Annotated in this window: 27 protein-coding genes and 1 tRNA gene; 8 read left to right on the plus strand and 20 right to left on the minus strand. The window is 67.4% G+C overall.

Annotated features, from left to right (window positions below; genetic code table 11):
* Positions 1–127 precede the first annotated feature (127 nt).
* On the minus strand, positions 128–1,222 hold the full coding sequence (gene hppD, locus BM172_RS20265) for a 4-hydroxyphenylpyruvate dioxygenase (protein WP_026635823.1): 1,095 nt from the start codon (positions 1,220–1,222) through the stop codon (positions 128–130).
* 147 nt (positions 1,223–1,369) lie between these two features.
* On the opposite strand from hppD, the gene BM172_RS20270 reads away from it, so the two are divergent.
* Complete coding sequence (locus BM172_RS20270) at positions 1,370–1,885, plus strand: MarR family winged helix-turn-helix transcriptional regulator (protein WP_231504216.1); 516 nt, start codon at positions 1,370–1,372, stop codon at positions 1,883–1,885.
* A 57-nt stretch (positions 1,886–1,942) separates the two neighbouring features.
* Here BM172_RS20270 and BM172_RS20275 read toward each other — a convergent pair whose 3' ends face one another.
* On the minus strand, positions 1,943–3,448 hold the full coding sequence (locus tag BM172_RS20275) for a peptide MFS transporter (RefSeq protein WP_026635822.1): 1,506 nt from the start codon (positions 3,446–3,448) through the stop codon (positions 1,943–1,945).
* A 206-nt stretch (positions 3,449–3,654) separates the two neighbouring features.
* Complete coding sequence (locus BM172_RS20280; protein ID WP_026635821.1) at positions 3,655–4,503, minus strand: tryptophan 2,3-dioxygenase; 849 nt, start codon at positions 4,501–4,503, stop codon at positions 3,655–3,657.
* 218 nt (positions 4,504–4,721) lie between these two features.
* Here BM172_RS20280 and pdhA point away from each other — a divergent pair, with 218 nt between their 5' ends.
* From pdhA to BM172_RS20300, 4 genes are all read left to right on the plus strand, one after another.
* Positions 4,722–5,807 (plus strand): pyruvate dehydrogenase (acetyl-transferring) E1 component subunit alpha, encoded by a 1,086-nt coding sequence (pdhA, locus tag BM172_RS20285; RefSeq protein WP_026635820.1) that lies wholly within the window; start codon positions 4,722–4,724, stop codon positions 5,805–5,807.
* A gap of 3 nt (positions 5,808–5,810) precedes the next feature.
* Positions 5,811–6,791, plus strand: a complete 981-nt coding sequence (locus tag BM172_RS20290) for an alpha-ketoacid dehydrogenase subunit beta (protein WP_026635819.1) — start codon at positions 5,811–5,813, stop codon at positions 6,789–6,791.
* Between the two features lie 164 nt (positions 6,792–6,955).
* Positions 6,956–8,341, plus strand: coding sequence for a dihydrolipoamide acetyltransferase family protein (locus BM172_RS20295; protein WP_026635818.1), 1,386 nt, complete (start codon positions 6,956–6,958; stop codon positions 8,339–8,341).
* A 105-nt stretch (positions 8,342–8,446) separates the two neighbouring features.
* Positions 8,447–8,830, plus strand: a complete 384-nt coding sequence (locus BM172_RS20300; RefSeq protein ID WP_026635817.1) for a VOC family protein — start codon at positions 8,447–8,449, stop codon at positions 8,828–8,830.
* A gap of 15 nt (positions 8,831–8,845) precedes the next feature.
* Here BM172_RS20300 and BM172_RS20305 read toward each other — a convergent pair whose 3' ends face one another.
* From BM172_RS20305 to BM172_RS20355, 11 genes are all read right to left on the minus strand, one after another.
* Complete coding sequence (locus BM172_RS20305) at positions 8,846–9,208, minus strand: helix-turn-helix domain-containing protein (RefSeq protein WP_026635816.1); 363 nt, start codon at positions 9,206–9,208, stop codon at positions 8,846–8,848.
* A 2-nt stretch (positions 9,209–9,210) separates the two neighbouring features.
* Positions 9,211–9,513, minus strand: coding sequence for a type II toxin-antitoxin system HigB family toxin (locus BM172_RS20310; RefSeq protein WP_026635815.1), 303 nt, complete (start codon positions 9,511–9,513; stop codon positions 9,211–9,213).
* Between the two features lie 64 nt (positions 9,514–9,577).
* Positions 9,578–9,910: a hypothetical protein gene (locus tag BM172_RS20315; protein WP_026635814.1), complete on the minus strand. Its 333-nt coding sequence runs from the start codon at positions 9,908–9,910 to the stop codon at positions 9,578–9,580.
* Positions 9,911–9,963: 53 nt separating this feature from the next.
* A complete protein-coding gene (locus BM172_RS20320) occupies positions 9,964–11,334 on the minus strand; it encodes a tryptophan--tRNA ligase (protein ID WP_026635813.1) in 1,371 nt (456 codons plus the stop codon).
* Between the two features lie 31 nt (positions 11,335–11,365).
* Positions 11,366–12,280 carry an arginase gene (rocF, locus tag BM172_RS20325; protein ID WP_026635812.1) on the minus strand — a complete coding sequence of 305 codons (915 nt, stop codon included), beginning with the start codon at positions 12,278–12,280 and terminating at the stop codon, positions 11,366–11,368.
* A 121-nt stretch (positions 12,281–12,401) separates the two neighbouring features.
* A complete protein-coding gene (locus tag BM172_RS20330) occupies positions 12,402–13,367 on the minus strand; it encodes a patatin-like phospholipase family protein (RefSeq protein WP_026635811.1) in 966 nt (321 codons plus the stop codon).
* 73 nt (positions 13,368–13,440) lie between these two features.
* Positions 13,441–15,603: a sensor domain-containing diguanylate cyclase gene (locus tag BM172_RS20335; protein ID WP_026635810.1), complete on the minus strand. Its 2,163-nt coding sequence runs from the start codon at positions 15,601–15,603 to the stop codon at positions 13,441–13,443.
* Positions 15,604–15,853: 250 nt separating this feature from the next.
* Positions 15,854–15,929, minus strand: a tRNA-Thr gene (locus BM172_RS20340).
* Between the two features lie 56 nt (positions 15,930–15,985).
* Positions 15,986–16,747, minus strand: a complete 762-nt coding sequence (locus tag BM172_RS20345) for an SPOR domain-containing protein (RefSeq protein WP_026635809.1) — start codon at positions 16,745–16,747, stop codon at positions 15,986–15,988.
* Between the two features lie 37 nt (positions 16,748–16,784).
* A complete protein-coding gene (locus BM172_RS20350; protein WP_026635808.1) occupies positions 16,785–17,543 on the minus strand; it encodes a type III pantothenate kinase in 759 nt (252 codons plus the stop codon).
* On the minus strand, positions 17,540–18,511 hold the full coding sequence (locus BM172_RS20355; protein ID WP_026635807.1) for a biotin--[acetyl-CoA-carboxylase] ligase: 972 nt from the start codon (positions 18,509–18,511) through the stop codon (positions 17,540–17,542). The genes BM172_RS20350 and BM172_RS20355 overlap by 4 nt, the downstream gene beginning before the upstream one ends.
* A gap of 306 nt (positions 18,512–18,817) precedes the next feature.
* Here BM172_RS20355 and BM172_RS20360 point away from each other — a divergent pair, with 306 nt between their 5' ends.
* Entirely contained in the window at positions 18,818–19,069 is a 252-nt protein-coding gene (locus BM172_RS20360; RefSeq protein ID WP_051548848.1) for a hypothetical protein, read from the plus strand.
* Between the two features lie 9 nt (positions 19,070–19,078).
* Complete coding sequence (locus tag BM172_RS20365) at positions 19,079–19,846, plus strand: M90 family metallopeptidase (RefSeq protein WP_026635805.1); 768 nt, start codon at positions 19,079–19,081, stop codon at positions 19,844–19,846.
* Positions 19,847–19,849: 3 nt separating this feature from the next.
* Here BM172_RS20365 and BM172_RS20370 read toward each other — a convergent pair whose 3' ends face one another.
* The 5 genes from BM172_RS20370 to BM172_RS20390 all read right to left on the minus strand — a co-directional run bounded on the left by BM172_RS20370 (position 19,850) and on the right by BM172_RS20390 (position 24,070).
* Entirely contained in the window at positions 19,850–21,265 is a 1,416-nt protein-coding gene (locus BM172_RS20370; RefSeq protein WP_026635804.1) for an ATP-binding protein, read from the minus strand.
* Positions 21,231–21,923, minus strand: coding sequence for a response regulator transcription factor (locus BM172_RS20375; protein ID WP_026635803.1), 693 nt, complete (start codon positions 21,921–21,923; stop codon positions 21,231–21,233). Before BM172_RS20375 ends, BM172_RS20370 begins: the two co-directional genes overlap by 35 nt.
* Entirely contained in the window at positions 21,923–22,237 is a 315-nt protein-coding gene (locus BM172_RS20380) for a PepSY domain-containing protein (RefSeq protein ID WP_026635802.1), read from the minus strand. The genes BM172_RS20375 and BM172_RS20380 overlap by 1 nt, the downstream gene beginning before the upstream one ends.
* Before the next feature lie 87 nt (positions 22,238–22,324).
* Positions 22,325–23,308 carry a tRNA dihydrouridine(20/20a) synthase DusA gene (dusA, locus tag BM172_RS20385; RefSeq protein ID WP_026635801.1) on the minus strand — a complete coding sequence of 328 codons (984 nt, stop codon included), beginning with the start codon at positions 23,306–23,308 and terminating at the stop codon, positions 22,325–22,327.
* 111 nt (positions 23,309–23,419) lie between these two features.
* A complete protein-coding gene (locus BM172_RS20390) occupies positions 23,420–24,070 on the minus strand; it encodes a TetR/AcrR family transcriptional regulator (protein ID WP_026635800.1) in 651 nt (216 codons plus the stop codon).
* A 114-nt stretch (positions 24,071–24,184) separates the two neighbouring features.
* On the opposite strand from BM172_RS20390, the gene BM172_RS20395 reads away from it, so the two are divergent.
* Complete coding sequence (locus tag BM172_RS20395) at positions 24,185–24,934, plus strand: SDR family oxidoreductase (protein ID WP_026635799.1); 750 nt, start codon at positions 24,185–24,187, stop codon at positions 24,932–24,934.
* Positions 24,935–25,037: 103 nt separating this feature from the next.
* Here BM172_RS20395 and BM172_RS20400 read toward each other — a convergent pair whose 3' ends face one another.
* On the minus strand, positions 25,038–25,682 hold the full coding sequence (locus BM172_RS20400; protein ID WP_026635798.1) for a dihydrofolate reductase family protein: 645 nt from the start codon (positions 25,680–25,682) through the stop codon (positions 25,038–25,040).
* Positions 25,683–25,703 lie beyond the last annotated feature (21 nt).

The following is a 25,703-nucleotide window of genomic DNA, read 5'->3' on the forward strand; positions in this document are numbered from 1 at the left end:
AACCCCTCTCCCGGCGGGAGAGGGGCTCAATGTCGCTGTGCGCGCAAACGCTGCGGCACCCCCTCAACCTTCAATTGGAACCCTTCTCCCTCCGGCGACCCGAAGGGAGAGGGGCTAAAGCTCAAGCTCAGAGCACCCCGCGGCGCATCTGGTCGCGTTCGATCGACTCGAACAGCGCTTGGAAGTTGCCCTCGCCGAAGCCCTCGTTGCCCTTGCGCTGGATGATCTCGAAGAAGATCGGGCCGATGTTGTTCTGGGTGAAGATCTGCAGCAGCTTGCGCTGCTTGGTCTCCGGGTCGGCGTCGATCAGGATCTTGTTTCTGGCCAGGCGCGGCACGTCCTCGCCGTGATTGGGGATGCGCAGGTCGATCACGTCGAAATACGTGTCCGGCGTGTCGAGGAAGCTCACGCCCTTGGCGCGCATCGCCTCGACGGTCTCGTAGATGTTGTCGGTGAAGCAGGCGATGTGCTGGATGCCTTCGCCGTGGTACGCATCGAGGTATTCGTTGATCTGCGACTTCGGATCGCTCGACTCGTTGAGCGGGATGCGCACGATGCCGTCCGGCGCGGTCATCGCCTTGGACACCAGGCCGGTCTTGGCGCCCTTGATGTCGAAGTAGCGGATCTCGCGGAAGTTGAACAGGCGCTCGTAGTAGTCGGACCACTTCTGCATGTTGCCGAAGTAGAGATTGTGCGTGAGGTGGTCGATGAAGGTCAGGCCGAAGCCGGCGGGGTTCTGCTCCACGCCCGGGATCGGCGCGTAGTCGCCGTCATAGATGCTGCCCTTGTCGCCGTAGCGGTCGACCAGATACAGCATGCAGTCGCCGATGCCCTTCACCACCGGCGCGTCCACCGCCTTGCTCGCTTCCTTGTCGCCGACCGCCTCGCCGCCGTTGGCCAGCACCTTGGCATAGACCTCCGCCGCGGGCTGCTTGAAGCGGATGGCGAAGCCGGCGGCGCAGGGGCCATGCTGGGCGGCGAATTCGGCGGCGAAGGAATCCGGGTCCTCGTTGACCAGGAAGTTCACCCCGCCCTGGCGATACACCGTGATCGGCCGGCGCTTGTGCTTGAGCACCGCGGTGAAGCCCATGCTGCCGAACAGCTCGTGCAGCTCGGCGCCGCGGCCGGCCGGGGCGGCGAATTCGACGAATTCGAAGCCGTCGATCCCCATCGGGTTCTCGAAAGTGGTCACCTGCATGCCAAGATTGGGCTGCGCGCTCATGGGGATCTCCTGGGTCGGATGCCTGGATTGGATGCGTGGGAGTCGGATTCGCCCCGCCGGTCGCGGCATCGCCGGAAGGATGCGACCGCCGGTATCACCTGAGCGTTATAGTTACATATGAAACCATTTGCAAGGAGTGGTGCAGCAGTGCCCGCCGAACCCCAAGACGCCCATCGACCCGACCACGCCCCGCTGGAGCTGGAGCGCTTCCTGCCCTACCGCCTGTCGATCCTGTCCAACACGGTCAGCCAGGCCATCGCCGACGACTACCAGGCGCGCTTCGACCTCAGCGTCACCGAATGGCGCGTGATGGCGGTGCTGGCCCGGTTCGAAGGCCTCTCCGCCCGCGAAGTGGCCGAGCGCACGGCGATGGACAAGGTCGCGGTCAGCCGCGCCCTGGCCCGCCTGGTCGAAGCCGGCCGGGTCAACCGCGGCACCCACGAGGGCGACAAGCGGCGTTCCGTGCTCTCCTTGAGCGAAGCCGGCTGGGAAGTGCACGACGTGGTCGCGCCGATGGCGCGGGCACGCGAGCGCGAGGTGCTGGCCAAGCTGGACGCGGACGAACAGGCCTGGCTGTCGCGCATCCTGGACAAGCTGCTGGGCCCGCCGGTGCCACCGCGCAGCGGACAGCCGCAAAGCGGCGCCGAGGCGACGGTGGCATAAAAAAAGAGGCGGCCCCGGGGCCGCCTCTTCGTATGCCGGGAAAGGACGGCCTGGCCGTCACTTCACCCCATGCATCAGCCGGTTGATCAGCGGCGCCACCAGCAACAGGATCACCGCGGCGACGCCCAGCAGCCAGAAGCTGAAAGTGAAGCCGCTCAGCGCCGAGGCCACCGTCATGCCGGTGGTGCCGCTGACGTGGCCGGCGAAGATGCCCGACAGGTTGTTGCCGATGCCGGTGGACAGGAACCAGCCGCCCATGGCCAGGCCGACCAGCCGGCCGGGCGCCAGCTTGGTCACCATCGACAGGCCGATCGGCGACAGGCACAGCTCGCCCACCGTCTGCAGCACATAGACCAGCACCAGCGGCCAGAACGGGATCAGGCCCTGTGCATCGACCAGGCTCGACAGCGCATACATCAGCACCACGAAGGCCACCGCATTGCCGAGCAGGCCGAAACCGAACTTGCGCGGGATCGACGGCTCCAGCCTGCGCTTGTCCAGCCAGCCCCACAGCATCGACATCGGCGGCGCCAGCAGCACCAGGGCCAGCGGCGCGACGGACTGGAACCAGCCCACCGGGAACTCCCAGCCGCCGAACATCTTGCGGTCGACGATGTTCTCGGCGAGGAAGTTGAACGAGCTGCCGGCCTGTTCGTAGAACATCCAGAACAGCACGTTGAACACGAAGATCACCAGCATCGCGATCACGCGGTCGCGCTGCACCTTGCCCTCGCGCACGCCGTCGATCATCAGCATCACGCACAGGCCCACGAACAGGATGCTGAGCAGCCACTGCAGCACCACCGCGCCGGCCTTGGCCATCACCAGGTAGACCAGCGGGATCGCGATGACGCAGCCGATCAGCACGTAGACCACGCGCATGCGGTTGGCCTGGTCCGGCAGCGGACGGCCCACGCCCTTGAGCTGGCGGCGGCCGATCCAGAACCACACCAGGCTGACCAGCATGCCCAGCCCCGAGGCCAGGAACACCAGCTTGTAGTTCTGCTGCACCGGGGTGTCGGTGAAATAGCTGGCCAGCCAGCCGGTCAGCAGCGGCGACACCAGCGCGCCGGCGTTGATGCCCATGTAGAACAGGGTGAAGCCGCGGTCGCGGCGCGGGTCGCCGACGCCGTAGAGCTGGCCCACCATCGAGGAAATGTTCGGCTTGAACAGGCCATTGCCCACGATCACCGTGGACAGGCCCAGCAGGAAGATGTCCTGGTTGGGCAGCATGATCATGAACAGGCCCGCCGACATCACCACCGCGCCGACCAGGATCGAGCGCTGATAGCCGATGACCTTGTCCGCCACGTAGCCGCCGAACACCGCCGCCGCATAGACCAGCGCCAGGTAGGCGCCGTAGGTGCGGCTGGCGAAGGCCTGGCCGGTGGGGCTGCCGCCGAAGAACTCCGCCACGATGTACAGCGTGAGCGCCCAGCGCATGCCGTAGAAGGCGAAGCGCTCCCAGAACTCGGTCATGAACAGCATCCACAGCGGACGCGGATGACCCAGGGTCTGGGGGTAGTCGGGCACCGTGGGCGCCGTGGTGGTGGTATCGGTCATGCGATCCCCTGTCGTGCTGGAAAAAATGTACTGATCCGCACATCGCGTACAGATCGGAAATTCAAAACGCGCGACATGTAACCGGCCCGGAGCCATTGCGTCAAATGCGGCGCAGCATCTTGCGAAAAATCCGGCGCGGGAGGATCCGAAAGCCCCGCTCACAAAAAAAGCGGCTTGGCCGCTTTTTTGTTCCGCTTCGCCTCGGCTCAGGTGCCCAGCACCGTCCGCACGTCCAGCAATTCCGGGAAAAACTCCAGTTCCAGCGCTTTTTTCAGGAACGCCACGCCCGACGAGCCGCCCGTGCCGCGCCGGTGGCCGATGATCCGCTCCACCGTCTTCATATGGCGGAACCGCCACTGCTGGAACTGGCCCTCCACGTCCACCAGCTGCTCGCACATGTAGTACTCGGGCCAATGCTCCGCGCGGTTCTCGTAGATGCGCTTGAGCACCGGCAGCAGGCCTTCGTTGCGCTGGTAGGGCTGCGTCCAGTCGCGCCCCAGCAGCTCGGCCGGCACCGCATGGCCGCGGCGCGCGAGATAGGCCAGGAATTCGTCGTACAGGCTCGGCGCTTCCAGCACTTCGCGCAGCGCGGCCTGTGCCGCCGGATCGTAGGCGAACACCGCCAGCATCTGCTCGTTCTTGTTGCCGAGCAGGAATTCGATCTGGCGGTACTGCAGCGACTGGAAACCCGAGGAAGAACCGAGGATGTCGCGGAATTCCAGGTATTCGGCGGGGGTCAGCGTTTCCAGCACGCCCCACTGCTCGTACAACTGCCGCTGCACGTGCTTGACCCGGGCCAGGATCTTCAGGCACGGATCGATGTCATCCCGGTGCAGATGCTCGATGGCCGCCTTCAGCTCGTGAATGATCAGCTTCATCCACAGCTCCGCCACCTGGTGCTGCACGATGAACAGCATCTCGTCGTGATGCGGCGGCTGGCTCAGCGGCTGCTGGGCGGACAGCAGCGCGTCCAGCCGCAGGTAGCCGCCGTAGGTGAGCCGGCCCTGCAGGTCGACCTCGATGCCGGCTTCCAGGTCGCGCCGATTGTCGGTCATGGCGTTCCGATCACGGGGAAAGCAGCCATATTACCTGCCTTTAACGCAAGCCCCCTACCCTCGCGCATGCTGCACCATGCCTTGCGGCGCAACATGCCCGCCTGCTTCAATTGCGGTCTTGCCAGGGCCCTGTACGCGCGCTTGACCCCACTGGATGGGTCGCGCCGGCTCCCAACTCCCTCACCCGTTTTCGTCTTTACTCACTCCCGGAGCGAGTCGTGTCCATCGCCGCCAAGTTCGAAATCGAATACCTGCAGTATCTCGATGCCGAGGGCAACCAGGTCCGTGACGACCTGCCCGCCTTCGCCAAGGATCTCGACCACATGGTCGAGCTGTACAAGCTGATGATGTCCACCCGCGTGTTCGACGCCAAGTCGGTGGCGCTGCAGCGCACCGGCAAGCTGGGCACCTATGCCAGCTGCCTGGGCCACGAGGCCGCGCACGTGGGCATCGGCAGCGCGATGAAGCCCGAGGACGTGTTCGCGCCCAGCTATCGCGAATACGGCGCGCAGCTGTACCGCGGCGTGCAGCCGCGCGAGGTGTACATGTACTGGGGCGGCGACGAGCGCGGCAACGACTACCAGAAGGAACCGGCGCGCCATGACTTCGCCTGGTCGGTGCCGATCGCCACGCAGTGCCTGCACGCGGCGGGTTCCGCGCTGGCCTTCAAGATCCGCAACGAGAAGCGCGTGGCCGTGTGCACCATCGGCGACGGCGGCTCGTCCAAGGGCGACTTCTATGGCGCCATCAACATCACCGGCGCGCAGAACCTGCCGATGGTGGCGGTGATCGTCAACAACCAGTGGGCGATCTCGGTGCCGCGCAAGATCCAGTCCGGCGCGCCCACGCTGGCGCAGAAGGGCATCGCCGCGGGCCTGTTCTCGATCCAGGTGGACGGCAACGACATCATCGCGGTGCGCAAGGCGATGGAAGACGCACTCGACCGCGCCCGCAACGGCCAGGGCGGCAGCGTGCTGGAGCTGGTCACCTATCGCCTGTCCGACCACACCACCGCCGACGACGCCCGCCGCTACCGCGGCGAGCAGGAAGTGAAGGACGCCTGGGCGAAGGAGCCGATGAAGCGCCTGCGCGCCTGGCTGGTGGCGAAGAACGTGTGGGACGACGCCAAGGAAGAAGCCTGGAAAGCCGAGTGCGACGAGTGGATGGACAACGAGGTCAACGCCTACCTCGAGACCAAGACCCAGCCCGTCACCGCGATGTTCGACTACACCTTCGCCGAAGTGCCGGCGGACCTGGCCAAGCAGCGCGACCTCGCCCTTTCGCTCGACAAGAAGGCCCACTAAGCCATGGCACAGATCACTCTTATCGAAGCCGTCACCCAGGCGCTCGCCTATGAAATGGCCCGCGACCCGAGCGTCGTGGTGCTGGGCGAGGACGTCGGCGTCAACGGCGGCGTGTTCCGCGCCACCCAGGGCCTGCAGGAGAAGTTCGGCGAGCTGCGCGTGCTGGACACCCCGCTGGACGAGACCACCATCGCCGGCGTCACCGTCGGCATGGCCGCGCAGGGCATGAAGCCGGTGGCCGAGGCTCAGTTCGAAGGCTTCATCTATCCGATGATGGAGCAGATCGCCTGCCACGCCGCGCGCCTGCGCAACCGCACCCGCGGCCGCATCACCGTGCCGGCCGTGTGGCGCGCCCCGTGGGGCGGCGGCATCCGCGCGCCGGAGCACCACTCCGAAGCGAACGAGCACCTGTTCACCAACATCCCCGGCCTGCGCGTGGTGATGCCCTCCTCGCCGGCGCGCGCCTACGGCCTGCTGCTGGCGGCGATCCGCGATCCGGATCCGGTGATGTTCTTCGAGCCCAAGCGCATCTATCGCCAGTACAAGGAAGAAGTGCCGGACGACGGCGAGGCGCTGCCGCTGGACGTGTGCTTCGTGCTGCGCGACGGCACCGACGTCACCATCGTGACCTGGGGCGCGCAGGTGAAGGAGGCCCTGGAGGCCGCCGACGAACTGGCCGCCGAAGGCATCAGCGCCGAAGTGATCGACGTGGCCACGCTGACCCCGCTGGATTTCGACACCATCGCCGAGTCGGTGCAGAAGACCGGCCGCTGCGTGATCGTGCACGAAGCCCCCAAGACCGCCGGCTTCGGCGCCGAGATCGCCGCGCGCGTCGCCGAGGAATGCCTGTACGAGCTGCTGGCGCCGGTCGAGCGCGTCACCGGCTACGACACCCACATCCCGCTGTTCCGCCTGGAAATGAAGTACATGCCCAGCACCGAGCGCGTGGTCGAAGCGGCCAAGCGCACGCTGGCGGTCTCGTAACCTCGACAGTTCCACGAAGCGTCATTCCGGCGAAGGCCGGAATCCAGTGAAAAATGCGTGCGAAGCACACAAAACCTTCGCGACAATCCAGCGGTATCGCTACTGGATCCCGGCCTGCGCCGGGATGACGAGCAGAAAACAAGCCTGATTACCGGAACCTACTCATGGCCGACATCAAGACATTCCACCTGCCCGACCTCGGCGAAGGCCTGCCCGACGCCACCATCGTCGAGTGGCACGTGAAGGAAGGCGACTACATCAAGCTCGACGCCCCGCTGTGCTCGATGGAAACCGCCAAGGCGGTGGTCGACGTACCGTCGCCCTACACCGGCACGGTGCAGAAGCTGTACGGCGCGCCGGGCGACATCATCGAGACCGGCGCCGCGCTGGCCGACTTCGCGCCCGATCCGAACGCCAAGCAGCGCGCCGAGGCCGAAGCCACCGGCCACCACCACGGCCCGAAGAAAAGCGTGGGCAGCCCCGCGCCGGACAACGCCGCCAAGGTGGTCGCCTCCGACGAGGGCGGCGAAGTCGAAGCCAAGGGCGAGCGCGAAGACGAAGGCACCGTGGTCGGCGCCATGGTCAGCGGCAACACCGTGCACGTGGAGCAGGTCAGCAGCGCCGGCGGCGTGAAGGCCGTGCCGGCGGTGCGCGCGCTGGCCAAGAAGCTCAAGGTCGACCTCACCCGCGTGCGCCCCACCGGCGCCGACGGCGTAGTCACCCTGCAGGACGTGAAGACCGCCGCCGCCAATGGCTCCGCCCCGCTCGGCGCCGCGCCGGCGCGCGCGGTGCCGGCCTCGGCCGGTCGCCACCTGGCACCGGAACTGCCGGAGCCGGGCGCGGCGCCGTCGCGCACGGCCGTATCGCTCGCCGGCAAGCCGGTGCGCACCGCTCCGCCGAGCGTGCAGGCCAGCGGCCAGCCGGAACAGCTCAAGGGCGTGCGCCGCAACATGGCCCGCGTGATGGCCGAGGCCCACGCCAACGTGGTGCCGACCACCCTGGTCGACGATGCCGACCTGCACGGCTGGATCGGCAAGCAGGACATCACCGCCCGCCTGATCCGCGCCATCGTCGCCGCGTGCAAGGCCGTGCCGGCGCTCAACGCCTGGTTCGACGGCAAGAACCTCACCCGCACCCTGCATCCGCACGTGGACATCGGCATCGCCGTGGACACCGAGGACGGCCTGTTCGTGCCGGCCCTGCGCAATGCCGACGTGCTGGACGGCGCCGGCGTGCGCGCGGCGATCAAGCGCCTGCGCGCGCAGGTGGAAGACCGCTCGATCCCGGCCTCCGAGCTGAGCGGCTACACCATCAGCCTGTCCAACTTCGGCATGTTCGCCGGCCGCTACGCCACCCCCGTGGTGGTGCCGCCGACCGTCGCCATCATCGGCGCCGGCAAGCTGTGCCATGACGTGGTGGCGGTGATGGGCGGCATCGAAGTGCATCGCCGCATGCCGATCAGCCTCACCTTCGACCACCGCGCCGCCACCGGCGGCGAAGCCGCGCGCTTCCTCAAGGCGCTGCTGGACGACCTGTCGCTGCCGAACTGAGGCAGTCGCACCGGACGAAAGAAAGGCGCCGCGAGGCGCCTTTCTTTTTGGCTCGACATCGTCACGCCTATAGTGCCGCGTGCTTTCCCGCCCGGAGACCGCGCCATGCATCACAGCCGCCTCAGCACGCTGGTCATCGACTGCCAGTCCGTCGACCTCAAGCAGGCCACCGACTTCTGGAGCCAGGCCCTGGGCAAACCCATCGTCACCTACGACTCGGAAGGCGACGGCAAGTACGCCGAACTGGCCACCCTCGCCGACGAACCGATCATCCTGTTGCAGCGGGTCGAACACGAAAGCCGCGTGCATCTGGACATCGAGACCGACGACATCGAAGCCGAAGCCTCACGCCTGGAAAAACTGGGCGCCAAGCGCCTCGAATGCGTGCGCGGCCGCTGGTGGGTGATGCAGGCACCGAGCGGGCACCGCTTCTGCGTGGTGAAGAGGCAGCGGGAGCAGTTCGGGCCGCATTTGAACAAGTGGGAGTGATGCAAGCTTCCAGCGCTACGCGCCAATAAGGCTTTCCAGCGGAATATCGAAATTCTTGTGCAGGTTGCGCACCATCTCCATGGTGAGTCCGCGCTTGCCATTCAGCACTTCATAGACGCGATTGGGCTTGCCGATGGAAGGCACGAGATCCTTGGCCGTGAGCCCCTGTTGCTCCATCCGGAACTTGATCGCTTCGATCGGGCTTGCTGCCTCGATCGGGAAGGTTTTCGCCTCGTAGTCTTCGACGAGCAGCGTCAGGATCTCGAAGCGATCGCCGTCGGCGGAATCGGGCTCCGGCTCATTGTCGAAGTAGAAGGAAACCTCGCGCAGCGCTTCCTCATAATCCTGTTTGGTGCGAATGGGGTGGATGTCGCGCATAGTCATAGATCCTCCACGGTCGCCGCATCGATCTTGTCGTACTCGGCATGGGTACCGATGAACTTGATGTAGACCGCCTGAAACCGATAGGCGACAGCAACGATCAAGCGGTAGCTGTTGCCTTTGATATTGAAGACCACGCGATTCCTGCCAACGAAACTGGCATGAGCGTACTGGTGCTTGATGTCCTGCGGACTGGACCAGGATGCCGCCTTGGCTTCGTCATGCCAGGCCTTCAAAGGCTGCTCGGCATCGGCGTGGCGTTCCCAAAAAGCCCTTAGCGTTCCGATCGCGATGACTTTCATGGAGCGATGATAGTCCCAACTTGGGACTATCACAATCCCAAATTGGGACTTCCTTATGCGGAAATCACGACCGCGAGCGCTTGCGCCCCCACGTGAAAGCCCGAAACAGCAGCGCCCCCAGCAACACTGCGACACACGCCCCATACCCATAAAGCGCCGGCAGCACCTGCTGCCAGATCGCTCCGCTCGACGGCCCGAACTGCCCCGCGGCAGGCACCGCCGCCCCCTCGAACCCGGCGATCGCCGCCCACCCGGCCGCCACCGCGGCCACCACCAGCGCGAAGACGTCGAACACCCGCCGCCCCTTCGTGCGCGGCAGGCTCTTCGGATAAGCCCAATAGGCCCAGGCCAGGATCAACAGCCACGGCGCCAGCAGCAGGATCGAGAGATAACGCATCGGTCAGGTCACTCCAGGAAACGGTTCATCGCCTCCGCGCGACCCGCCGCGCATCACTCCTGCGCGGACAACTGGTCCAGCGCTTCGCGCAAACGCGTCAAGGCACCGTCGCGGGCCGGTTCGTCGCCGTATTCGGGCGTGCTGCCGACGAATTCGCCGTCCAGTTCCAGATGCAGCGCGCGCGGCTGCACCTGCAGCACGGCGGCGATCGCGCCCGGACCCTTCAGCTTCTTCTGCCAGGCCCCGGCCGCCTTCGGGTCGGCGAACGATTTGGACAGCAGCAGCTCTTCGCCTTCGGCGGAGAACAGACGGAAGCGGAAGCTACCATCGGCCTCGCGGAAACTGGCGAAGCGCGGCAATTTGCCCGCCCGGCCTTCCGCCTTGCCAACCGCCGGCGCAGGCGCCGCCGCCACCAGCGCGCCCGAGCGCAGGCCGATCGCGTCGCGCAACGCGGCGATCTTCGGCGCGGCGATGGCGCGCGCTTTGAGCGCGCCTTCGCGCAGGATCGCTTCGATCCGCTCCGGCCTGGCCATCAGCTCGTCGTAGCGCTCGCGCATCGGCGCCACGTCGGCCTCGATGCGCTCGAACAGCACCTGCTTGGCCTCGCCCCAGCCGATGCCATCGAGCAGCGCCTGGTGGAAGGCGCCGGCTTCGGCTTCGGTGGCGAAGGCGCGGAAGATGGTGAACAGCGAAGAGCTGTCCGGATCCTTGGCCTCGCCCGGCAGGCGCGAGTCGGTGACGATGCGCATGATGCTGTCGCGCAGGTGCTTCTGGCCGCCGGCGAACAGCGGGATGGTGTTGTCGTAGCTCTTGGACATCTTGCGTCCGTCCAGGCCCGGCAAGGTCGCCACCTGTTCCTCGATCACCACTTCCGGCAACACGAAGTAGTCGCGGCCGTAGATATGGTTGAAGCGCTGCGCGATGTCGCGCGCCATCTCGATGTGCTGGATCTGGTCGCGGCCCACCGGCACCTTGTGCGCGTCGAAGGCGAGGATGTCCGCCGCCATCAGCACCGGATACATGTACAGGCCGGCGGTGACGCCCGCATCGGCGTCCTCGCCCGCCTCGCTGTTCTTGTCCACCGCCGCCTTGTAAGCATGCGCGCGGTTGAGCAGGCCCTTGGCGGTGACGCAGGTGAGGAACCAGGTGAGCTCCGGGATCTCCGGGATGTCCGACTGCCGATAGAAGGTGACGCGATCCGGATCCAGCCCCGCGGCCAGCCACGTCGCGGCGATCTCCAGGCGTGAGCGTTCGATGCGCGCCGGATCGTCGCTCTTGATCAGCGCGTGGTAGTCGGCCATGAAATAGAACGCATCCACTTCCGGGCGGAGGCTGGCGGCGACGGCCGGGCGGATCGCGCCGACGTAGTTGCCCAGGTGCGGCGTGCCGGTGGTGGTGATGCCGGTCAGTACACGGGTTCGCATGTGTCTTCTGCTTTGCTCTTGTGGTCTTGGCTCAGCGGATCAGCGTGGACTTGCCGAACAGCGATTCGACCAGGTCCACCGCCAGCTTGGCGGTCTGGTTGCGTTTGTCGAAGGCCGGGTTGAGTTCCACGATGTCCAGCGAGGCGAGGCGGCCGGTGTCGGCGATCATCTCCATGCACAGCTGCGCCTCGCGGTAGTTCGGGCCGCCGCGCACGGTGGTGCCCACGCCCGGCGCGATGGCCGGATCGAGGAAGTCGACGTCGAAGCTCACGTGCAGATGCGTGTCGGCGTCGACGCCTTCCAGCGCCTCTTCCATCACGCGCTTCATGCCGGACTCGTCGATCTGGCGCATGTCGAAGATGCTCACGCGCGCCTCGCGCACCAGGCGCTTCTCGCCCTCGTCGACCGAGCGGATGCCGATCTGGCGGAACACGTCCGGCGCGGTGGCCGGCTTGCTGCCGCCCAGCGTGGTGAGCTCTTCCGGGCCCATGCCGCACAGGCAGGCCACCGGCATGCCGTGGATATTGCCCGAGGGGGTGATCTGCGCGGTGTTGAAGTCGGCGTGCGCGTCCAGCCACAGCACGCGCAGCTTCTTGTGGTGCTCGCGGCAGTGGCGCGCGACGGCGGTGATCGAGCCGATCGCCAGGCAATGGTCGCCGCCGAGCATCACCGGCAGGCGGCCCAGGCTCAGCTCGCCGTAGATCGCCTCGTACACGGCGCGGTTCCAGTCCACCACCGCGGAGAGGTGGCGATAGCCTTCGCGCGGCGGTTCCCACGGATTGAGCGGACCTTGCAGGTTGCCGCGGTCGACCACGTCGATGCCGCGCGCCTTCAGCCGCGCCTGCAAGTTGGCCACGCGCAAGGCCTCCGGGCCCATCGAGGCGCCGCGGTGCCCCGCTCCGATATCGGTGGGCGCACCGATCAGCGATACAGCCTGATTACCCATGCTTCCTCGGTCGTTGCTCAAGTCTTAAGGGATGCGCGGCGCGCCCATGCGCGCGGCATCGCCCAAGTCTACAAGAACGCTTCCGCGGCTTCCGCGCCGGGTCGGCCGGGGTAAAACCGCTTCAGACGCCCGCGCCAGGCTCCAGCGGGAAGCTCCCGCGCCGTCCCAGGTCGGCGCCATGGTGCGCCAGCCAGCGCTCTGCGCTGTCCCGGCCCAGGTCGTACAGGGCGCGCAGCTGGCTGGTGCGCGTATCCGCGGCGGAATGGCCGAGCGCGGCCAGTCCTTCCGGCGGCGCCAGCACGTGCAGGCGCAGGTCGCGCAGCTTGCGCTCGGCGGCGCTGGGCCACAGGTGGCCGGCCGCCTGTGCGCGCGCCGCCGCCAGGTCGCGCAGCTCGCGCGAGAACGCCGCGCCGAACGACAGCTCGGCCGACAACAGCAGTGCCTCGCGCGCCGTGCGCGGCATCGCCTCGCGCTGCTGCGGCTGCAGCAGGACGCACAGCAGGTCGTCGCCGCCCAGGCCGAGCAGCGGCTCCAGCGCGGGATTGCCGGCGAAGCCGCCGTCCCAGTAGGCCTCGCCGTCGATCTCGGTGGGCGGGAACCAGGGCGGCAGGCTGGCCGAAGCGAGCAGGGCATCGTGGCTCAGGCGCGCGCCGGAGAACACCTCCAGCGCGCCGTCGCGCATGCGCGTGGCGGCCACGTACAGCGCCACCGGGCCATGGCGCAGCACGTCTACGTCGAAGAACTCCTCCACCATCGAGCGCAATGGATTGACGCCGCCATGGCCGGCCGTCGCCGGCTGCGGCCAGGGCAGCGCATCGCCGAACAGCCGCGACTGCGCATGCCACCAGTCGGCCACCGCATTGCGTCCGGCCAGGCCCTGCCAGAACGCATCGAGCGAAGCGCGCGCGCCGTCCGCGCCGCCGCGTGCCCAGCCCTGCGCCAGCGCCGCGGCGTTCATCGCACCGCTGCTGGTGCCGCTGATCGCTTCGATCGCCAGCCCGGGCAGTTCCAGCAGCCGGGCCAGCGCGCCCCAGGTAAACGCGCCGTGCGCGCCGCCGCCTTGCAGGGCAAGCTTCAGCGTAAGCATGGCGCGGGAGGATTGTTGCGTCGCATCAGGCGATCTTCGAAGGCGCCCGCGCGGGGGTCAAGTGAAGTCTTGCTTACAACCCTTCGACCACCAGGCGATAACAGGCGCGCCCCGCTTCCTTCGCTTCATACAGCGCCTCGTCGGCCTTCTGCACCAGCTCGTCCAGCGAGAACACGTCGCGGCACAGCGCCGCGCCCACGCTGAGCGTGACCTTCAGCCGCGCCGCATCCAGCGACACTGGCGCGCCCATCGAGGTAATCACCTTGTTCGCCAGGCTTTCGGCCGCGTAGGTGGCGTCGACGTCGTCGCACAGGATCACGAATTCGTCGCCGCCCAGGCGCGCCACCAGGTCCGACTTGCGCACCGAGGCCTTCAGCCGCCGCGCCACCTCGCGCAGCACCGCATCGCCGGCGGCATGGCCGTGGCCGTCATTGATCTGCTTGAAGTAGTCGACGTCGATCAGCATCAGCAGCATCGGCGCGCGCGTGACCGAGGCGCGGTCCAGCGCGGCCTGGGCGCATTCGGTGAAATAACGCCGGTTGGCCAGGTTGGTCAGGGTGTCGTAGTGGGCGAGGAAGGAGAGCTTCTGCTCGGCCAGCTTGATCCGCGTGACGTCGGTGGTCAGCGCATAGAAGCCGATGCTCTCGCCGGTGACCGAGGTCGCGGGCAGGTAGGTGGCCTGCAGGTAGAAATAGCGTCCGTCGCGCTCGAACTCGTATTCGAAGGTGGTTTCCCTGCCCTGCAGCACCGCGGCGATATGCGGCTTCATCAGGCTGTACAGCGCCGCGCCGCGCGTCTCGCGCACGCTGCGCCCGACCATCGCTTCCGGCTCCAGTCCGGTGATCTCGCGCGCATAGCCGCTGACGAAGATGTAGCGCTCGTCGTTGCCGACGTGGGTGATCAGCGCCGGCACCTTGTCGGTGATGCGGCGCAGGCGCGTCTCGCTGTCGGCCAGGGCCTGTTCGGCGACGATGCTTTCGGTGATGTCGCGGCCGGTGTAGATCAGTTCCATCTCGCCAGGGTGATCCGGGCTGGGCGCCACGCGCACGAGGGCTTCGATCCACACGTAGTAGCCCTTCTTGTGTCGCAGCCGGTAGCGGGTCAGCGAGACCTTGCCGGTATCCCACAGCTGCACCACCGCCTCGGCCACCCGCTCGCGATCGTCGGCATGGATCAGGTCAGGACGGGGCAGCATGAATTCGCCGACTTCCCAGCCGAGCAGGTCCTTGATCGACGGTGAGACGTAGCGTCGCGTGCCGTCGCGCGCGATGCGCATCACCAGGTCGCTGGCGTAGTCCGCCAGCAGGCGATAGCGCACTTCGCTGTCGCGCACACGCCGCGTCAGGCGGCGGCGATCGGCCTGGGCCAGCGCGATCGGCACCGCCACCAGGCACACCATGCCCAGGAACGACTGGCCCAGCAGCGAGCGCTCGACCGGGCTGGAACCGGGAATCAGGCTCAGCGGGCCGCCGCCCATCGCGATGGCGATATTGACGATCAGCGTGACCACCGCCACGCCGATCACCAGGCCCGGAAAGCGATGGCGGATCACCACGTAGAACAGCGGCCCGAACACCACGAACAGCAATGGATAGCGCGACTGCGCGAACACCCCGGCCGTGGTCGCGCCCAGCAGCAGCAGGTCGCGCAGCAGCCGCAGGCGATGGCCCGGCTGCCCCAGCATGCGCCAGCCCTGGACCAGCACGACCAGGGTCAGCGTCGCCACGATCACCATGCCCAGCAGGTGGGCGCGGAACCACCAGTCGAAGGTTGTCCAGAAATCCGTGTTGTTGAAGGCGTAGAGCATGAACGCGGCGAGCCCGGCCGATACCAGCGACGCCACCAGCGTCGACAGCATCGCCACCTGGCCCAGGCGCAGGAACGGCGTGTCGTCCTCGATGCGCGGGAAGCGCCAGCGCACGCCGCGCGCCACGATCATCACCTCCACGCCATGGACCAGCCCCAGCAAGGCGCTGGAAAGGAGCGGATCGCCCAGCAGCATCTTGCCTGCGAAATAACCCACGAACGCCGCGACCAGATACAGGGGCCAGCGCTCGTCCGGCACGCGCAGCAAGGCACCGACCACCACGCCGTTGGCGATCCACATGGTGACATTGGTGCCGGTATGGCGCGTGAGCAGCAGCGAATACGCCGTGGCACCGAGCACGGCGACCAGCAGCGCCAACGCTTCGGCCCAGCGCGTCCAGCGCAGGTTCGGTTCTATCCGCAGCTGCATCGCAATTCCTTGAGGAGAAGGCGTGCCGAGTCCGTGCGGATGGTTATATAGCGAGCGGGCGCTGAAAAAAATGTCGACTGCGCTTTGATTAAGCCCCTCGCCCCGCTGGAGAGGGGTTGCGAGGGTTCAGGCGGAGCGCAGGAGTGATGCGCACCGCTCCGCCCGCACCCTCATCCGGCTGCCGCCACCTTCTCCCGGAGGGAGAAGGGTTCGCCATCGAAAACCTGAGGGGAAAATGCCGCGCGAGGAATGGTGCCGACAGTCTGACTCGAACAGACGACCTACCGCTTACAAGGCGGTTGCTCTACCAACTGAGCTATGCCGGCGAGGGGGAGGCGCAGTCTAACAGGTCGCCTGCGGCGCCTGCAGGCGGCGGAATCGCTCAGAAACAGCCGGTGCTGTGCGAACCGACGCCGGCGGCATTGCGCAGGCGGCTGCGCCAGTCGAAGTGCGCGCCGTCGGCGACGGCGAGGTCGAGCCAGTATTCGGGCACCGTCTCGCTGCGTTCGGCCATCTGCGCGGGGAAGCCGGCGGCGGCCACTTCGTCGCGGCGCTTGCGCGCGTTGGCCGGATCCTTGAACAGGCCCAGCGAGATGGTGTTCGGCTGGCCGCCGGCGCCGACCACGAAGTAATCGCTGATATTGGCCGCGCTGAGCCGGCGCGCCTGCGCCAGTGCCTGGTCGCGGCTGGGGCTGGCCGGCAGGTAGACCCACCAGCCGCGCGACTGCGTGGTCTGTTCCTGGCGCGAGCGCATGCGCGCGGCCTGGGCGGTGAGCGCATTGCGTGCGTTGTGCAGGTCCACCGGCGTGGCGAACGGGCCGATCGAGATGCAGGTGTAGGTGTTGGCGCGCGACGGCGTCGGGGCCAGCGTGGCCTGCGCCGGTGCGGGCTGGGCCGGCGCCTTCGCCGCGGCGCTCGCCGGAGCGGCGGGTGCGGCCGGGGCCGCCGGTGCCTGGGCCGTCGCGGCACTGGCGGCCGCCGGGGCGCTGGCCGGCGGCGCGGGGCGCTCGGCCAGCAGGTGCAGGGTGGGCACGTCCGGATCGCTGGCGCTGCGGCCGTGCACATCGTCCTGCCCCAGCCACAGCCATGCCCCCACGGCGATGTTGAGCGCAATCAGCAGGACGAACAGCAGACGCAGAACCATGCAACGACCTAGGTGGGATTAACGGCAGCGGATCATTCTAGAGAGCGCGGGTGGCCGCCGGATGCGCATTCGCCCACACGGCCAGACCGTGGAGCACGCCGTCCTCGGCCAGAGCCGCCGGCAGTTCCAGCAGCGGCAGCAGCGCCGCGGCATCGCCGCCGCCCAGGCGCAGCGCGGGCGCGCCGCCCAGCGCAGGCCCCATGCGCCGCGCAAAACGCTCGATCAGCGCGGCCGCCGCCTGCCAGCAGCCGGAGGCCACAGCGTCGGCGGTATTGGCCGCCGCATCGAGCACCTCGCCGGGACGCTCCGGGCGCACGCGCACGGTGGCGCCGACCAGCGCCTGCTGCATCAGCTGCGGACCCGGCGCGATCAGGCCGCCGAGATGGCGGCCGTCGGCGGCCAGGGCATCCAGGGTGAGCGCGGTGCCCACGCCGGCCAGGATGCAGGGCGCATGGCCCGCGGCGTAGGCCGCGACCATGGCCAGGAAGCGGTCCACGCCCAGGCGCTGCGGTTCATCGTAGGCGTTGCGTACGCCGCAGGCTTCGGCAGGGGTGCGCAACCAGAAAGTGTCGAGCGGCCAGCAGGCGTGCACAGCGGCGGCGACCGTGGCTTCGCGCGCGGCATCGACCACCGAGGCACCGGTCGCCTCAGCCGGCGTCGGCAGCTCGCGCCAGGCCTCGCGCAGCGCGGCGGCGATATCGCTGTCCCAGCCGACCGCACCGCGCGCGCGCCAGTCGGCGCCTTCGCACAGCGCCCATTTCAGCCGGGTATTGCCCAGATCCAGCAGCAGCTTCATGCGCGGCGCACCGAGACGTCGGCGCTGTCGATCCGGTGCAGGCCATCGGCGGCCCGCAGCAGCAGCGCGCCGCGTTCGTCCACGCCGGCGCCGGTGCCTTCGAGCACGCCCTGCGCGCCCTGCACGCGCAGTGGGGCGTCCAGCAGCAGGTCACGTGCGGCGTAATCCTCGACGAAACCGCGGAAGCCGTCGCGCTCGAACCGGGTGAGTCCTTCCGCCAGCGCCGTCACCAGGGCTGCGGCGACCAGGTTGCGCTCGGGCGGCTCGCCGCCGGCCAGGGTGGCCAGGTCGCAGGCGGGCTGGCCGGCCTGCTCGCGCAGGGCATCGGTCAGGCGCAGGTTGAGACCGATGCCGATCACCGCCGCGCATGGTCCCTGGTACTCGCCGCTCAGCTCGACCAGGATGCCGGCCAGTTTGCCGCCGCGCGCCAGCGCGTCGTTCGGCCATTTCAGGCCGGCCTCGGCGATGCCCAGCGATTCCAGCGCGCGCAGCAGGATCACGCCCACCGCCAGCGACAACCCCGACAGCGCGGCGAAGCCGGCGTCGAAGCGCTTGAGGCAGGACAGATAGAGGTTCAACCCCGGCGGGGACAGCCAGCTGCGGCCGCGGCGGCCGCGGCCGGCGCTCTGGGTCTCGGCGATCATCACGCTCAGGTCCGGCAGCTCCGCGGCGCGGCGCTGCAGTTCGCTGGAGGTGGAATCGAGTTCCCAGTGCACCTCCAGCTCGCCCAGCCGCTTGCGCCAGGGCGCCGGCACGGCGGCGCGGATCTGCCTGGCATCGAGCATCTGCAGTGCCCACGGCAAGCGGTAGCCGGCGGCGCCGCGCGCCTCGATCGGCACGCCGCGCGAGCGCAGGGCCTGGATCTGCTTCCAGATGGCGGCGCGGGTCACCCCGCCCTGTTCGGCCAGGCGTTCGCCCGAGAGCGCTTCGCCCGGCGCCAGCAGCGCGAGCAGTTCCCGCGCCTGCATCAGGGCCGCCCGCTGGCGTGGTGGACCCGGCGCGGAGCAAGCCTCGCCAGGGGTAGGTCAATCGCATGCATCCGGGCATCTTAGAGCCTGGGCCGGATGCCGAGTAGCTGCCCAGTGCGCACTGCGCCTAGTACTTGTGGGACTGGCGCGCTCCGCTCGGACAAAACCCGGCACTGGTATCCTAGTGACGATTCTGCGACGATCCGGGCCTTGGTTTGCGGATCAAGGGGTTGAGCCGCCATGGGCATCAGGCAGTTCCTGTTCGCGTGTGTGCTGAGTGTCGGCGGCATCGGAGCCGCATCGGCCATGGACGCCGATACCCAGGAATTGGGTGGCCTGCAGCGCTCCGGTGTGGACAGCACCGTGGTCAGCCACGAAGTCAGTGGCAACGGCGGCGACGCCCTCGGCGTGCCGCACGACGCCAGTTCCCAGAACGCCCCGGCTTCCGGCTCCTCCAGCGAGAACTGCCCGACCGGCGGCAGCGGTTCCTCCAGCACGCAACGCAGCCGCCGCATCAGCCTGGGCTGGCAGTCGCTGCTGCCGGGCTCCATCCAGTAAGCCGTTTCCGTGGCGGGGGCCTGGTGGCGACGGTGGCTGTCGCGCTTCGACCCGCCACAGATTCCCGATAGCCTCTGGCGTCGCACGCTCACTTCGTGCCCCTTGGCGCGCCGTCTCGACGACGACCGCCAGCACGAACTGCGCCGGCTCGCCACGCAGTTCCTCGCCCGCAAACGCTTCCACCCGCTGGCCGGCGCCGAGCTCGACGAGCGCCTGCGCCTGCTGATCGCCATGCAAGCCTGCCTGCCCGCGCTGCGCCAGGGCGCCGTCGGCCTGCGCGGCTGGCGCGAGATCCTGGTCTATCCGGGCGAGTTCAAGGTGCGCCGCAGCCATCACGACGAACACAGCGGCGTGGTCAGCGAAGCGGATGACGTGCTGATCGGCGAGGCCTGGGAACGCGGCCCGCTGATCCTCTCGCTGGCCGACGTGCAGCTGGACCTGGAGCAGCCGTGGGACGGCTACAACGTGGTCGTGCACGAGATGGCGCACAAGTTCGACATGCTCGACGGCGCGCCGGACGGCGTACCGCCACTGCCGGAAGAGATCAGCCGGCGCGACTGGATCGTGGCGTTCCAGCGCGCCTACGACCATCTCTCCAACGACGTGGCGCGCGGCCGCGAGACCTTGATCGATCCCTATGCCGCCGAAGGCGCGGACGAGTTCTTCGCGGTGACCAGCGAACTGCACTGGTCGCAGCCAGGGGTGCTCAAGCGCGCCGATCCGGTGGTGGCGGCGCTGCTGGACGCCTACTACGGCCCCTCCCCCGCGCCGTGCTGACGCTCAGCTCGGCGGCAACCTCACGCTGAAGCGCGCGCCGCCGAATTCCGGCGAACGGTCCACGCTCAGCTCGCCGCGATAGGCCTTGATGATGTCCTGCACGATCGACAGGCCGATGCCGTGGCCCTGCACGCGCTCGTCGCCGCGCACGCCGCGCTGGAGCACCTTCTCGATCTTGTCGTCGTCGATGCCGGGGCCATCGTCTTCCACGCTCATCAACAGGCCGGGACGCTGGCGGCCGGCGACCGGCTCCACCTTCACCACCAGCAGCACGCGGTGGCCGGCCCACTTGAAGGCGTTCTCCAGCAGGTTGCCCATCAGCTCGAGCAGGTCGCCCTGCTCGCCGTAGAAGGCGGCGCCTTCCTCGATGTCGAATTCGCACAGCACGTTCTTGGCGGCATAGACCTTCTCCAGGCTCTGCACCAGGTCTTCCGCATGGCCGGCGATCGGGATCGCCGAGGCGAAGGTCTGCCGGCCGGTGGTGGCCGCGCGCGCCAGTTGGTAGGCCACCAGTTCGTCCATGCGGCGCACCTGTTCGACCACGTCGCTGCGCACCGGCGACGGATTGCCTTCGGTGGCTTCCAGGCGCGAACGGATCACCGCCAGCGGCGTCTTCAGGCTGTGCGCGAGGTCGGCCAGGGTGTTGCGGTAGCGGGTGCGCTGTTCGCGCTCGCTATCGATGAAGGCGTTGATGCGTTCGGTGAGGCCGATCAGCTCCAGCGGATAGCTGCTGTCCAGGTGCTCCGCCTCGCCGCGCTCCACACGGCTCATGTCGCTGGCCACCCGGCGCAGCGGCGTCAGGCTCCAGCGCAGCAGCAGCAGCTGCAGCAGGATCAGCATCACGCCCAGCGTGGCCAGCCAGAAGATCAGGCTGCGCCGGAACACCGCGTTCTGGCCTTCGAGCTGGTCCTCGGCCTGCGCCACCATGAAGGTGAGCTTCACCGACTTCTTCTCGGAGGTGTCCAGCGCCACACCGTATGCGTAGTAGTAGATGCGGCCCATGCGCGTATCGATGGGACCGATGAATTGGGCCTGCCCCGGCTCCAGCCGCTTCAGGAAGGCGAAATCGCGCCCGATCGCCGAGGGCGACTCCAGCTTGGCGCCGTTCTCGCCCAGCGCCAGCGCATACAGGCCCGAACCCGGCTGGGAGAAGCGCGGGTCCGGCGGCGTATCGGGCAGCAGCACCTTGCCGGAGCGGCCGACTTCGGTGCCGGCGAGGTAGGCGACGACGTAGTTCTGCAGGCGGTCCTGCAATTCCTTCAGTGAGGTCTCGGCGGTGGAGCGGGAGAGCGTAAGACCCACGACGCCGAGGAAAGCCGCCAGCGCGAAGCCGGTAGCCAGGGCCGCGCGCGCCGCAAGCGAGAGCGCGCGGCGCTGGCCGGGTTCATTCGCCTTCGTTTTCGCTGCGGGGGATGGCAAAGCGGTATCCGCGTCCACGTACCGTCTCGATGGGCTTGAGGGTGCCTTCCGGGTCGAGCTTCCTGCGCAGACGGCCGATGAAGACCTCCAGCACATTGGAGTCGCGGTCGAAATCCTGCTGGTAGATGTGCTCGGTCAGGTCGGCCTTGGAGACCAGCTCGCCCGCATGCAGCATCAGGTATTCCAGCACCTTGTACTCATAGCTGGTGAGGTCGACCAGCTTGCCTTCCACCGACACCGTCTGCGCGGTGGTATCGAGCTTGATCGGGCCGCAGGCCAGCACCGGCTTGGACCAGCCGCTGGCGCGGCGCACCAGCGCGTTGATGCGCGCCAGCAGTTCTTCCACATGGAACGGCTTGACCAGGTAGTCGTCGGCGCCGTGCTTGAGGCCTTCGACCTTGTCCTGCCAGCTGCCGCGCGCGGTGAGGATCAGGATCGGATAGCGCTGGCCGACTTCGCGCAACGCCTTGACCAGGTCCATGCCGGACATCTTGGGCAGCCCCAGGTCGATGATGGCCAGGTCGAACGGCACTTCGCGGCCGAGGTAGAGGCCCTCTTCGCCGTCCTGTGCCGCGTCGACGGCGAAGCCGTCGCGCTTCAGGCGCGCGGCGAGCGTTTCACGCAGCGGCGCCTCGTCCTCTACCAGAAGGATGCGCATCAGTGTTTCTCCTTATTGCCCTCGCCGTCACCGGCCGGGTTCTTGGTGGATTCGGAGGAAGCCGGGGCCTTGCCCGCTTCCGTGTTCACGGTGACCACGCGCACGTGGCCGGAGGGCGTGAGCACCTTGATCCGGTGCTCGAACGCATTGCGACCGCGCCGCACGGTACTGGCCGACAGGATCTTGCCCCCGGTCTCCCGCTGGACCTGGTTGACCGCCTGCTCGAGCGTCATGGCCGGCTCCTGCCCCTGCGCAGCCACCGAAGCGGTTGCCAGGAGCAACAAAAGAGCCGAAATGCGCAGGATTGTCTTCATATCGCCAACAAAACCCCGGGGAACGGTGGCTATCCTCGTTCAGACTATGGAACCGGGCCTGAATACTGACCCGATCGCCCCCGGCTGTCACGCCGCTACAGCCCGCCTGGGCGCCATGGCCCGCTCGATCAGCTCCCAGCCCGCTCCCGGCAAATGCGCCCCCTCGCTGAGCATCCGGCGGAAGCCCCGCGCGCCCGGCTCGCCCTGGTAGAGCCCGAGCACATGGCGCGTGATGTGCTTGAGCCCCGTGCCCCGGGCGAGCTCGGCCTCGATATAGGGGCGCATGCGGCGCAGCACGTCGTCGCGGTCCGGCAGCGGCTCGCCGTAGAGCGCCGCCTCGACCCGGGCCAGCACGTACGGGTCGTGGTAAGCCGCGCGGCCGAGCATCACGCCATCGACCCGGGCCAGGTGGGCCTGGACCTGCTCGGCGGTGGTGATGCCGCCGTTGATGACGATGATGAGCTGCGGGAAGTCGCGCTTGAGGCGGTAGACGCGCTCATAGTCCAGCGGCGGGATCTCGCGGTTTTCCTTGGGGCTCAGCCCCTGCAGCCAAGCCTTGCGGGCGTGCACCACCAGGATCTCCACGCCCGCGGCAATCATCGTCTCGGTGAAGTGCTGCAGGTCGGCGTACTCGTCCTGGTCGTCGACGCCGATGCGGCATTTGACCGTAACCGGGATGTCCACGGCATCGCGCATGGCTTTTACGCAGTCGCCGACCAGCACCGGCTCGCGCATCAGGCAGGCGCCGAATTTGCCGGACTGGACGCGATCGGAGGGGCAGCCGACGTTGAGGTTGATTTCGTCGTAGCCCGCCGTCGCGCCATGCTTAGCCGCCTCAGCCAGCTCCACCGGATCGCTGCCGCCGAGCTGCAACGCCACCGGGTGCTCCTGCTGGCTATGTTCCAGCAGGCGCAACTGCTTGCCTCGCACCAGCGCGGCGCTGGTCACCATCTCGGTGTAGAGGCGGGCGTGGGGGGAGATCAGGCGGTGGAAGTAGCGGCAGTGGCGGTCGGTCCAGTCCATCATGGGGGCGACCGAGAGCCGGAAATCGCTGGGGGTGGGGGTTTGCATGGGGAATATTCTAACTGCCCCTTGGACTAGCCGTTTTCCAGGCTATCGAGACGGCTTTGGGTGAGTTCGCCATCCCCGGGGTTGATATCCGCATCGCGCCCTGTTGCGGTGCTAAGGAAGCACAGGCGGCGCGTCGCCCCGCTGAGCCAGCAGATAAGCGCTGAACATGACGGTGAGCTGCCGCTCCGCTTCGCGGCTATTGGCCAGGGACAGAACGCGCGGGCAGAAGGCTGGCACCGTTCCGTAAATCGCTGCCGTCAAAGTCTGCGCGATCACATGCGGGTCGATGAGGCGGTCATCGATGGCGGTGGACAGCATGGCCTCGATCGCCTTTTCGCTGCATTGGGTCGCCTGCTCGGCCAACTGGCGAACATCGATTTCCCTGGCGACGAGGTAGAGCGCTGGCGTGACCTCGGCCTGCACCATCCGCGTCTGCAGATAGGCCTTCACTACAGCGGCGGCCATGGCTTCCACCGTGGCGCTACGGTTTTCATCGCAGGCCTTCTCGATGGCGTCGGCCAGCATCGCAAGATGCCGCTCCAGCGCGGCGAACAGCAAGGCCTGTTTATTCGGAAAGTACTGGTACAGCGTGCCGACCGAGACGCCGGCGCGACGCGCCACCCGCGTGGTGTTCAAGCGGGCCGGCCCATCGCCCCGCAAAACCTGAAGGGTTGCCTCGAAAATGGCGTTGACCGTGGCGACGGAACGGCTCTGTCGCGGTGATTTCCGCGGGTTCAGCGGTAGTGAGGAGCCCATTCTCATAAGCGAATACTACATCTCGAAAACGCCCCACATCTTACGTCTACCGCCGCCGCTTCCGTCCTACGCGTGATTGCTGGCAGGTCGGTTCTCGCACCTATGAATCAGGAGACGGATATGGGTAAGTTGGATGGGAAGGTCGCTGTCATTACCGGCGGCAGCGCAGGCATGGGCCTGGCCACGGCCAGGTTGTTCCTGCGCGAGGGCGCCACGGTCATCGTCACCGGGCGCGATGAAGCGGCGCTGGAAGCGGCAAAGCGGGACTTGGGCGGCGGCGCGGAAATCGTGCGCTGCGATAACTCGAAAGTCGCGGATATTGAATCACTTAGTGCGTACGTCGAGACGAAGCATGGCCGTGTCGATATCGTCTTCGCCAATGCCGGCGGCGGTCGGCCGGCCTTGTTCGAACATACGTCGGAGGACGACTTCGACTTCATGATCGACACCAACTTCAAGGGCGCCTACTTCACCGTGCAGAAGTTGCTTCCCCTGGTGAAGGCCGGGGCCTCGGTCATCCTCAATACCTCGACCCTCAGTACGCAAGGGCGACCCTACGTGAGCGTCTATTCGGCGGCAAAGGCAGCCATTCGTTCGCTGGCGCGCTCGCTCAGCGTCGAACTCTCCGAACGAGGCATTCGGGTGAATGCGCTGGCGCCTGGTTATATCGACACGGATCAGGCTCGCAAGGTCGGTATGAGCGAGGAGATGATCGAGCAGACGAAAATCCAGGTGCATGCCCAGGTGCCCATGCATCGCAGCGGCACGGTCGATGAGATTGCAAACGCCGTCCTGTTCCTTGCGTCCCATGACTCCGCGTACGTAACGGGCATCGAGTTGTGCGTCGATGGGGGCTGGGCGCAGGTGTGATGGCTCGTCGGCACACTTTGCAGGCGCTTTAGCCTGCAGGTCGAGCTAAGCGCGACGAAACCGGGCTCCAGAAGGAGCCCGACATCAGCCAAAAACGCCATCACTACGCTCTGCGCAAAAACATATGCGTTGCGCGCTCACCGGGAATCACCTTGTCGCACCGGTAACCCAGCGCGTGCATATCGAGCCCTTGGAACAGCGGCTCGCCACCGCCAAGCAGCACCGGACGCAGCGCAAGATGCATGTCGTCGATGCGCGAAGCGCTCAACAACTGCCGCACGGTTGCCACGCCACCGCCAACCCGAACATCCTTGCCGTTGGCCGCGGAGATGGCTTGCTTCACAGCGGAATCGATGCCGTCGGTGACGAAATGAAATACGGTGCCACCCTTCATCACCAACGGTTCGCGCGCGTGATGGGTCAGCACGAACACCGGCACGTGATACGGCGGCTCGTCGCCCCACCAGCCTTTCCAGCTGTCATCCGGCCAAGGGCCGCGCACCGGGCCGAACATGTTGCGGCCGAGGATCCATGCACCGACTTCGGCAAAGCCTTGCTGGGCGATCTCGTCGTCGACACCCGTTTCGCCACCGTCGGCGCCCTGCATCGACCGCCACATGCGCGTCGGGAAAAACCATTCCATCAATTCCGGGCCGCGCACACCCAGCGGATGCTCCAGGCTCTGGTCAGGACCGGCGGCATAGCCGTCGAGTGATACAGCGAAGCTTCTCACCACAAGTCTGGTCATAAATCCTCCGTCGATGGGACA

It is taken from the genome of Dyella marensis (assembly GCF_900112865.1).
GTDB classification, from domain to species: Bacteria; Pseudomonadota; Gammaproteobacteria; order Xanthomonadales; family Rhodanobacteraceae; genus Dyella_D; species Dyella_D marensis_A.

Excerpts from the sequence above, each read along its gene's own strand:
- hppD (WP_026635823.1), bottom strand. The coding sequence starts at position 1,222 with ATGAGCGCGCAGCCCAATCTTGGCATGCAGGTGACCACTTTCGAGAAC.
- BM172_RS20275 (WP_026635822.1), bottom strand. The coding sequence starts at position 3,448 with ATGACCGATACCACCACCACGGCGCCCACGGTGCCCGACTACCCCCAG.
- BM172_RS20280 (WP_026635821.1), bottom strand. The coding sequence starts at position 4,503 with ATGACCGACAATCGGCGCGACCTGGAAGCCGGCATCGAGGTCGACCTG.
- BM172_RS20290 (WP_026635819.1), top strand. The coding sequence starts at position 5,811 with ATGGCACAGATCACTCTTATCGAAGCCGTCACCCAGGCGCTCGCCTAT.
- BM172_RS20295 (WP_026635818.1), top strand. The coding sequence starts at position 6,956 with ATGGCCGACATCAAGACATTCCACCTGCCCGACCTCGGCGAAGGCCTG.
- BM172_RS20300 (WP_026635817.1), top strand. The coding sequence starts at position 8,447 with ATGCATCACAGCCGCCTCAGCACGCTGGTCATCGACTGCCAGTCCGTC.
- BM172_RS20305 (WP_026635816.1), bottom strand. The coding sequence starts at position 9,208 with ATGCGCGACATCCACCCCATTCGCACCAAACAGGATTATGAGGAAGCG.
- BM172_RS20310 (WP_026635815.1), bottom strand. The coding sequence starts at position 9,513 with ATGAAAGTCATCGCGATCGGAACGCTAAGGGCTTTTTGGGAACGCCAC.
- BM172_RS20315 (WP_026635814.1), bottom strand. The coding sequence starts at position 9,910 with ATGCGTTATCTCTCGATCCTGCTGCTGGCGCCGTGGCTGTTGATCCTG.
- BM172_RS20320 (WP_026635813.1), bottom strand. The coding sequence starts at position 11,334 with ATGCGAACCCGTGTACTGACCGGCATCACCACCACCGGCACGCCGCAC.
- rocF (WP_026635812.1), bottom strand. The coding sequence starts at position 12,280 with ATGGGTAATCAGGCTGTATCGCTGATCGGTGCGCCCACCGATATCGGA.
- BM172_RS20330 (WP_026635811.1), bottom strand. The coding sequence starts at position 13,367 with ATGCTTACGCTGAAGCTTGCCCTGCAAGGCGGCGGCGCGCACGGCGCG.
- BM172_RS20335 (WP_026635810.1), bottom strand. The coding sequence starts at position 15,603 with ATGCAGCTGCGGATAGAACCGAACCTGCGCTGGACGCGCTGGGCCGAA.
- BM172_RS20345 (WP_026635809.1), bottom strand. The coding sequence starts at position 16,747 with ATGGTTCTGCGTCTGCTGTTCGTCCTGCTGATTGCGCTCAACATCGCC.
- BM172_RS20350 (WP_026635808.1), bottom strand. The coding sequence starts at position 17,543 with ATGAAGCTGCTGCTGGATCTGGGCAATACCCGGCTGAAATGGGCGCTG.
- BM172_RS20355 (WP_026635807.1), bottom strand. The coding sequence starts at position 18,511 with ATGCAGGCGCGGGAACTGCTCGCGCTGCTGGCGCCGGGCGAAGCGCTC.
- BM172_RS20360 (WP_051548848.1), top strand. The coding sequence starts at position 18,818 with ATGGACGCCGATACCCAGGAATTGGGTGGCCTGCAGCGCTCCGGTGTG.
- BM172_RS20375 (WP_026635803.1), bottom strand. The coding sequence starts at position 21,923 with ATGCGCATCCTTCTGGTAGAGGACGAGGCGCCGCTGCGTGAAACGCTC.
- BM172_RS20380 (WP_026635802.1), bottom strand. The coding sequence starts at position 22,237 with ATGAAGACAATCCTGCGCATTTCGGCTCTTTTGTTGCTCCTGGCAACC.
- dusA (WP_026635801.1), bottom strand. The coding sequence starts at position 23,308 with ATGCAAACCCCCACCCCCAGCGATTTCCGGCTCTCGGTCGCCCCCATG.
- BM172_RS20390 (WP_026635800.1), bottom strand. The coding sequence starts at position 24,070 with ATGAGAATGGGCTCCTCACTACCGCTGAACCCGCGGAAATCACCGCGA.
- BM172_RS20395 (WP_026635799.1), top strand. The coding sequence starts at position 24,185 with ATGGGTAAGTTGGATGGGAAGGTCGCTGTCATTACCGGCGGCAGCGCA.
- BM172_RS20400 (WP_026635798.1), bottom strand. The coding sequence starts at position 25,682 with ATGACCAGACTTGTGGTGAGAAGCTTCGCTGTATCACTCGACGGCTAT.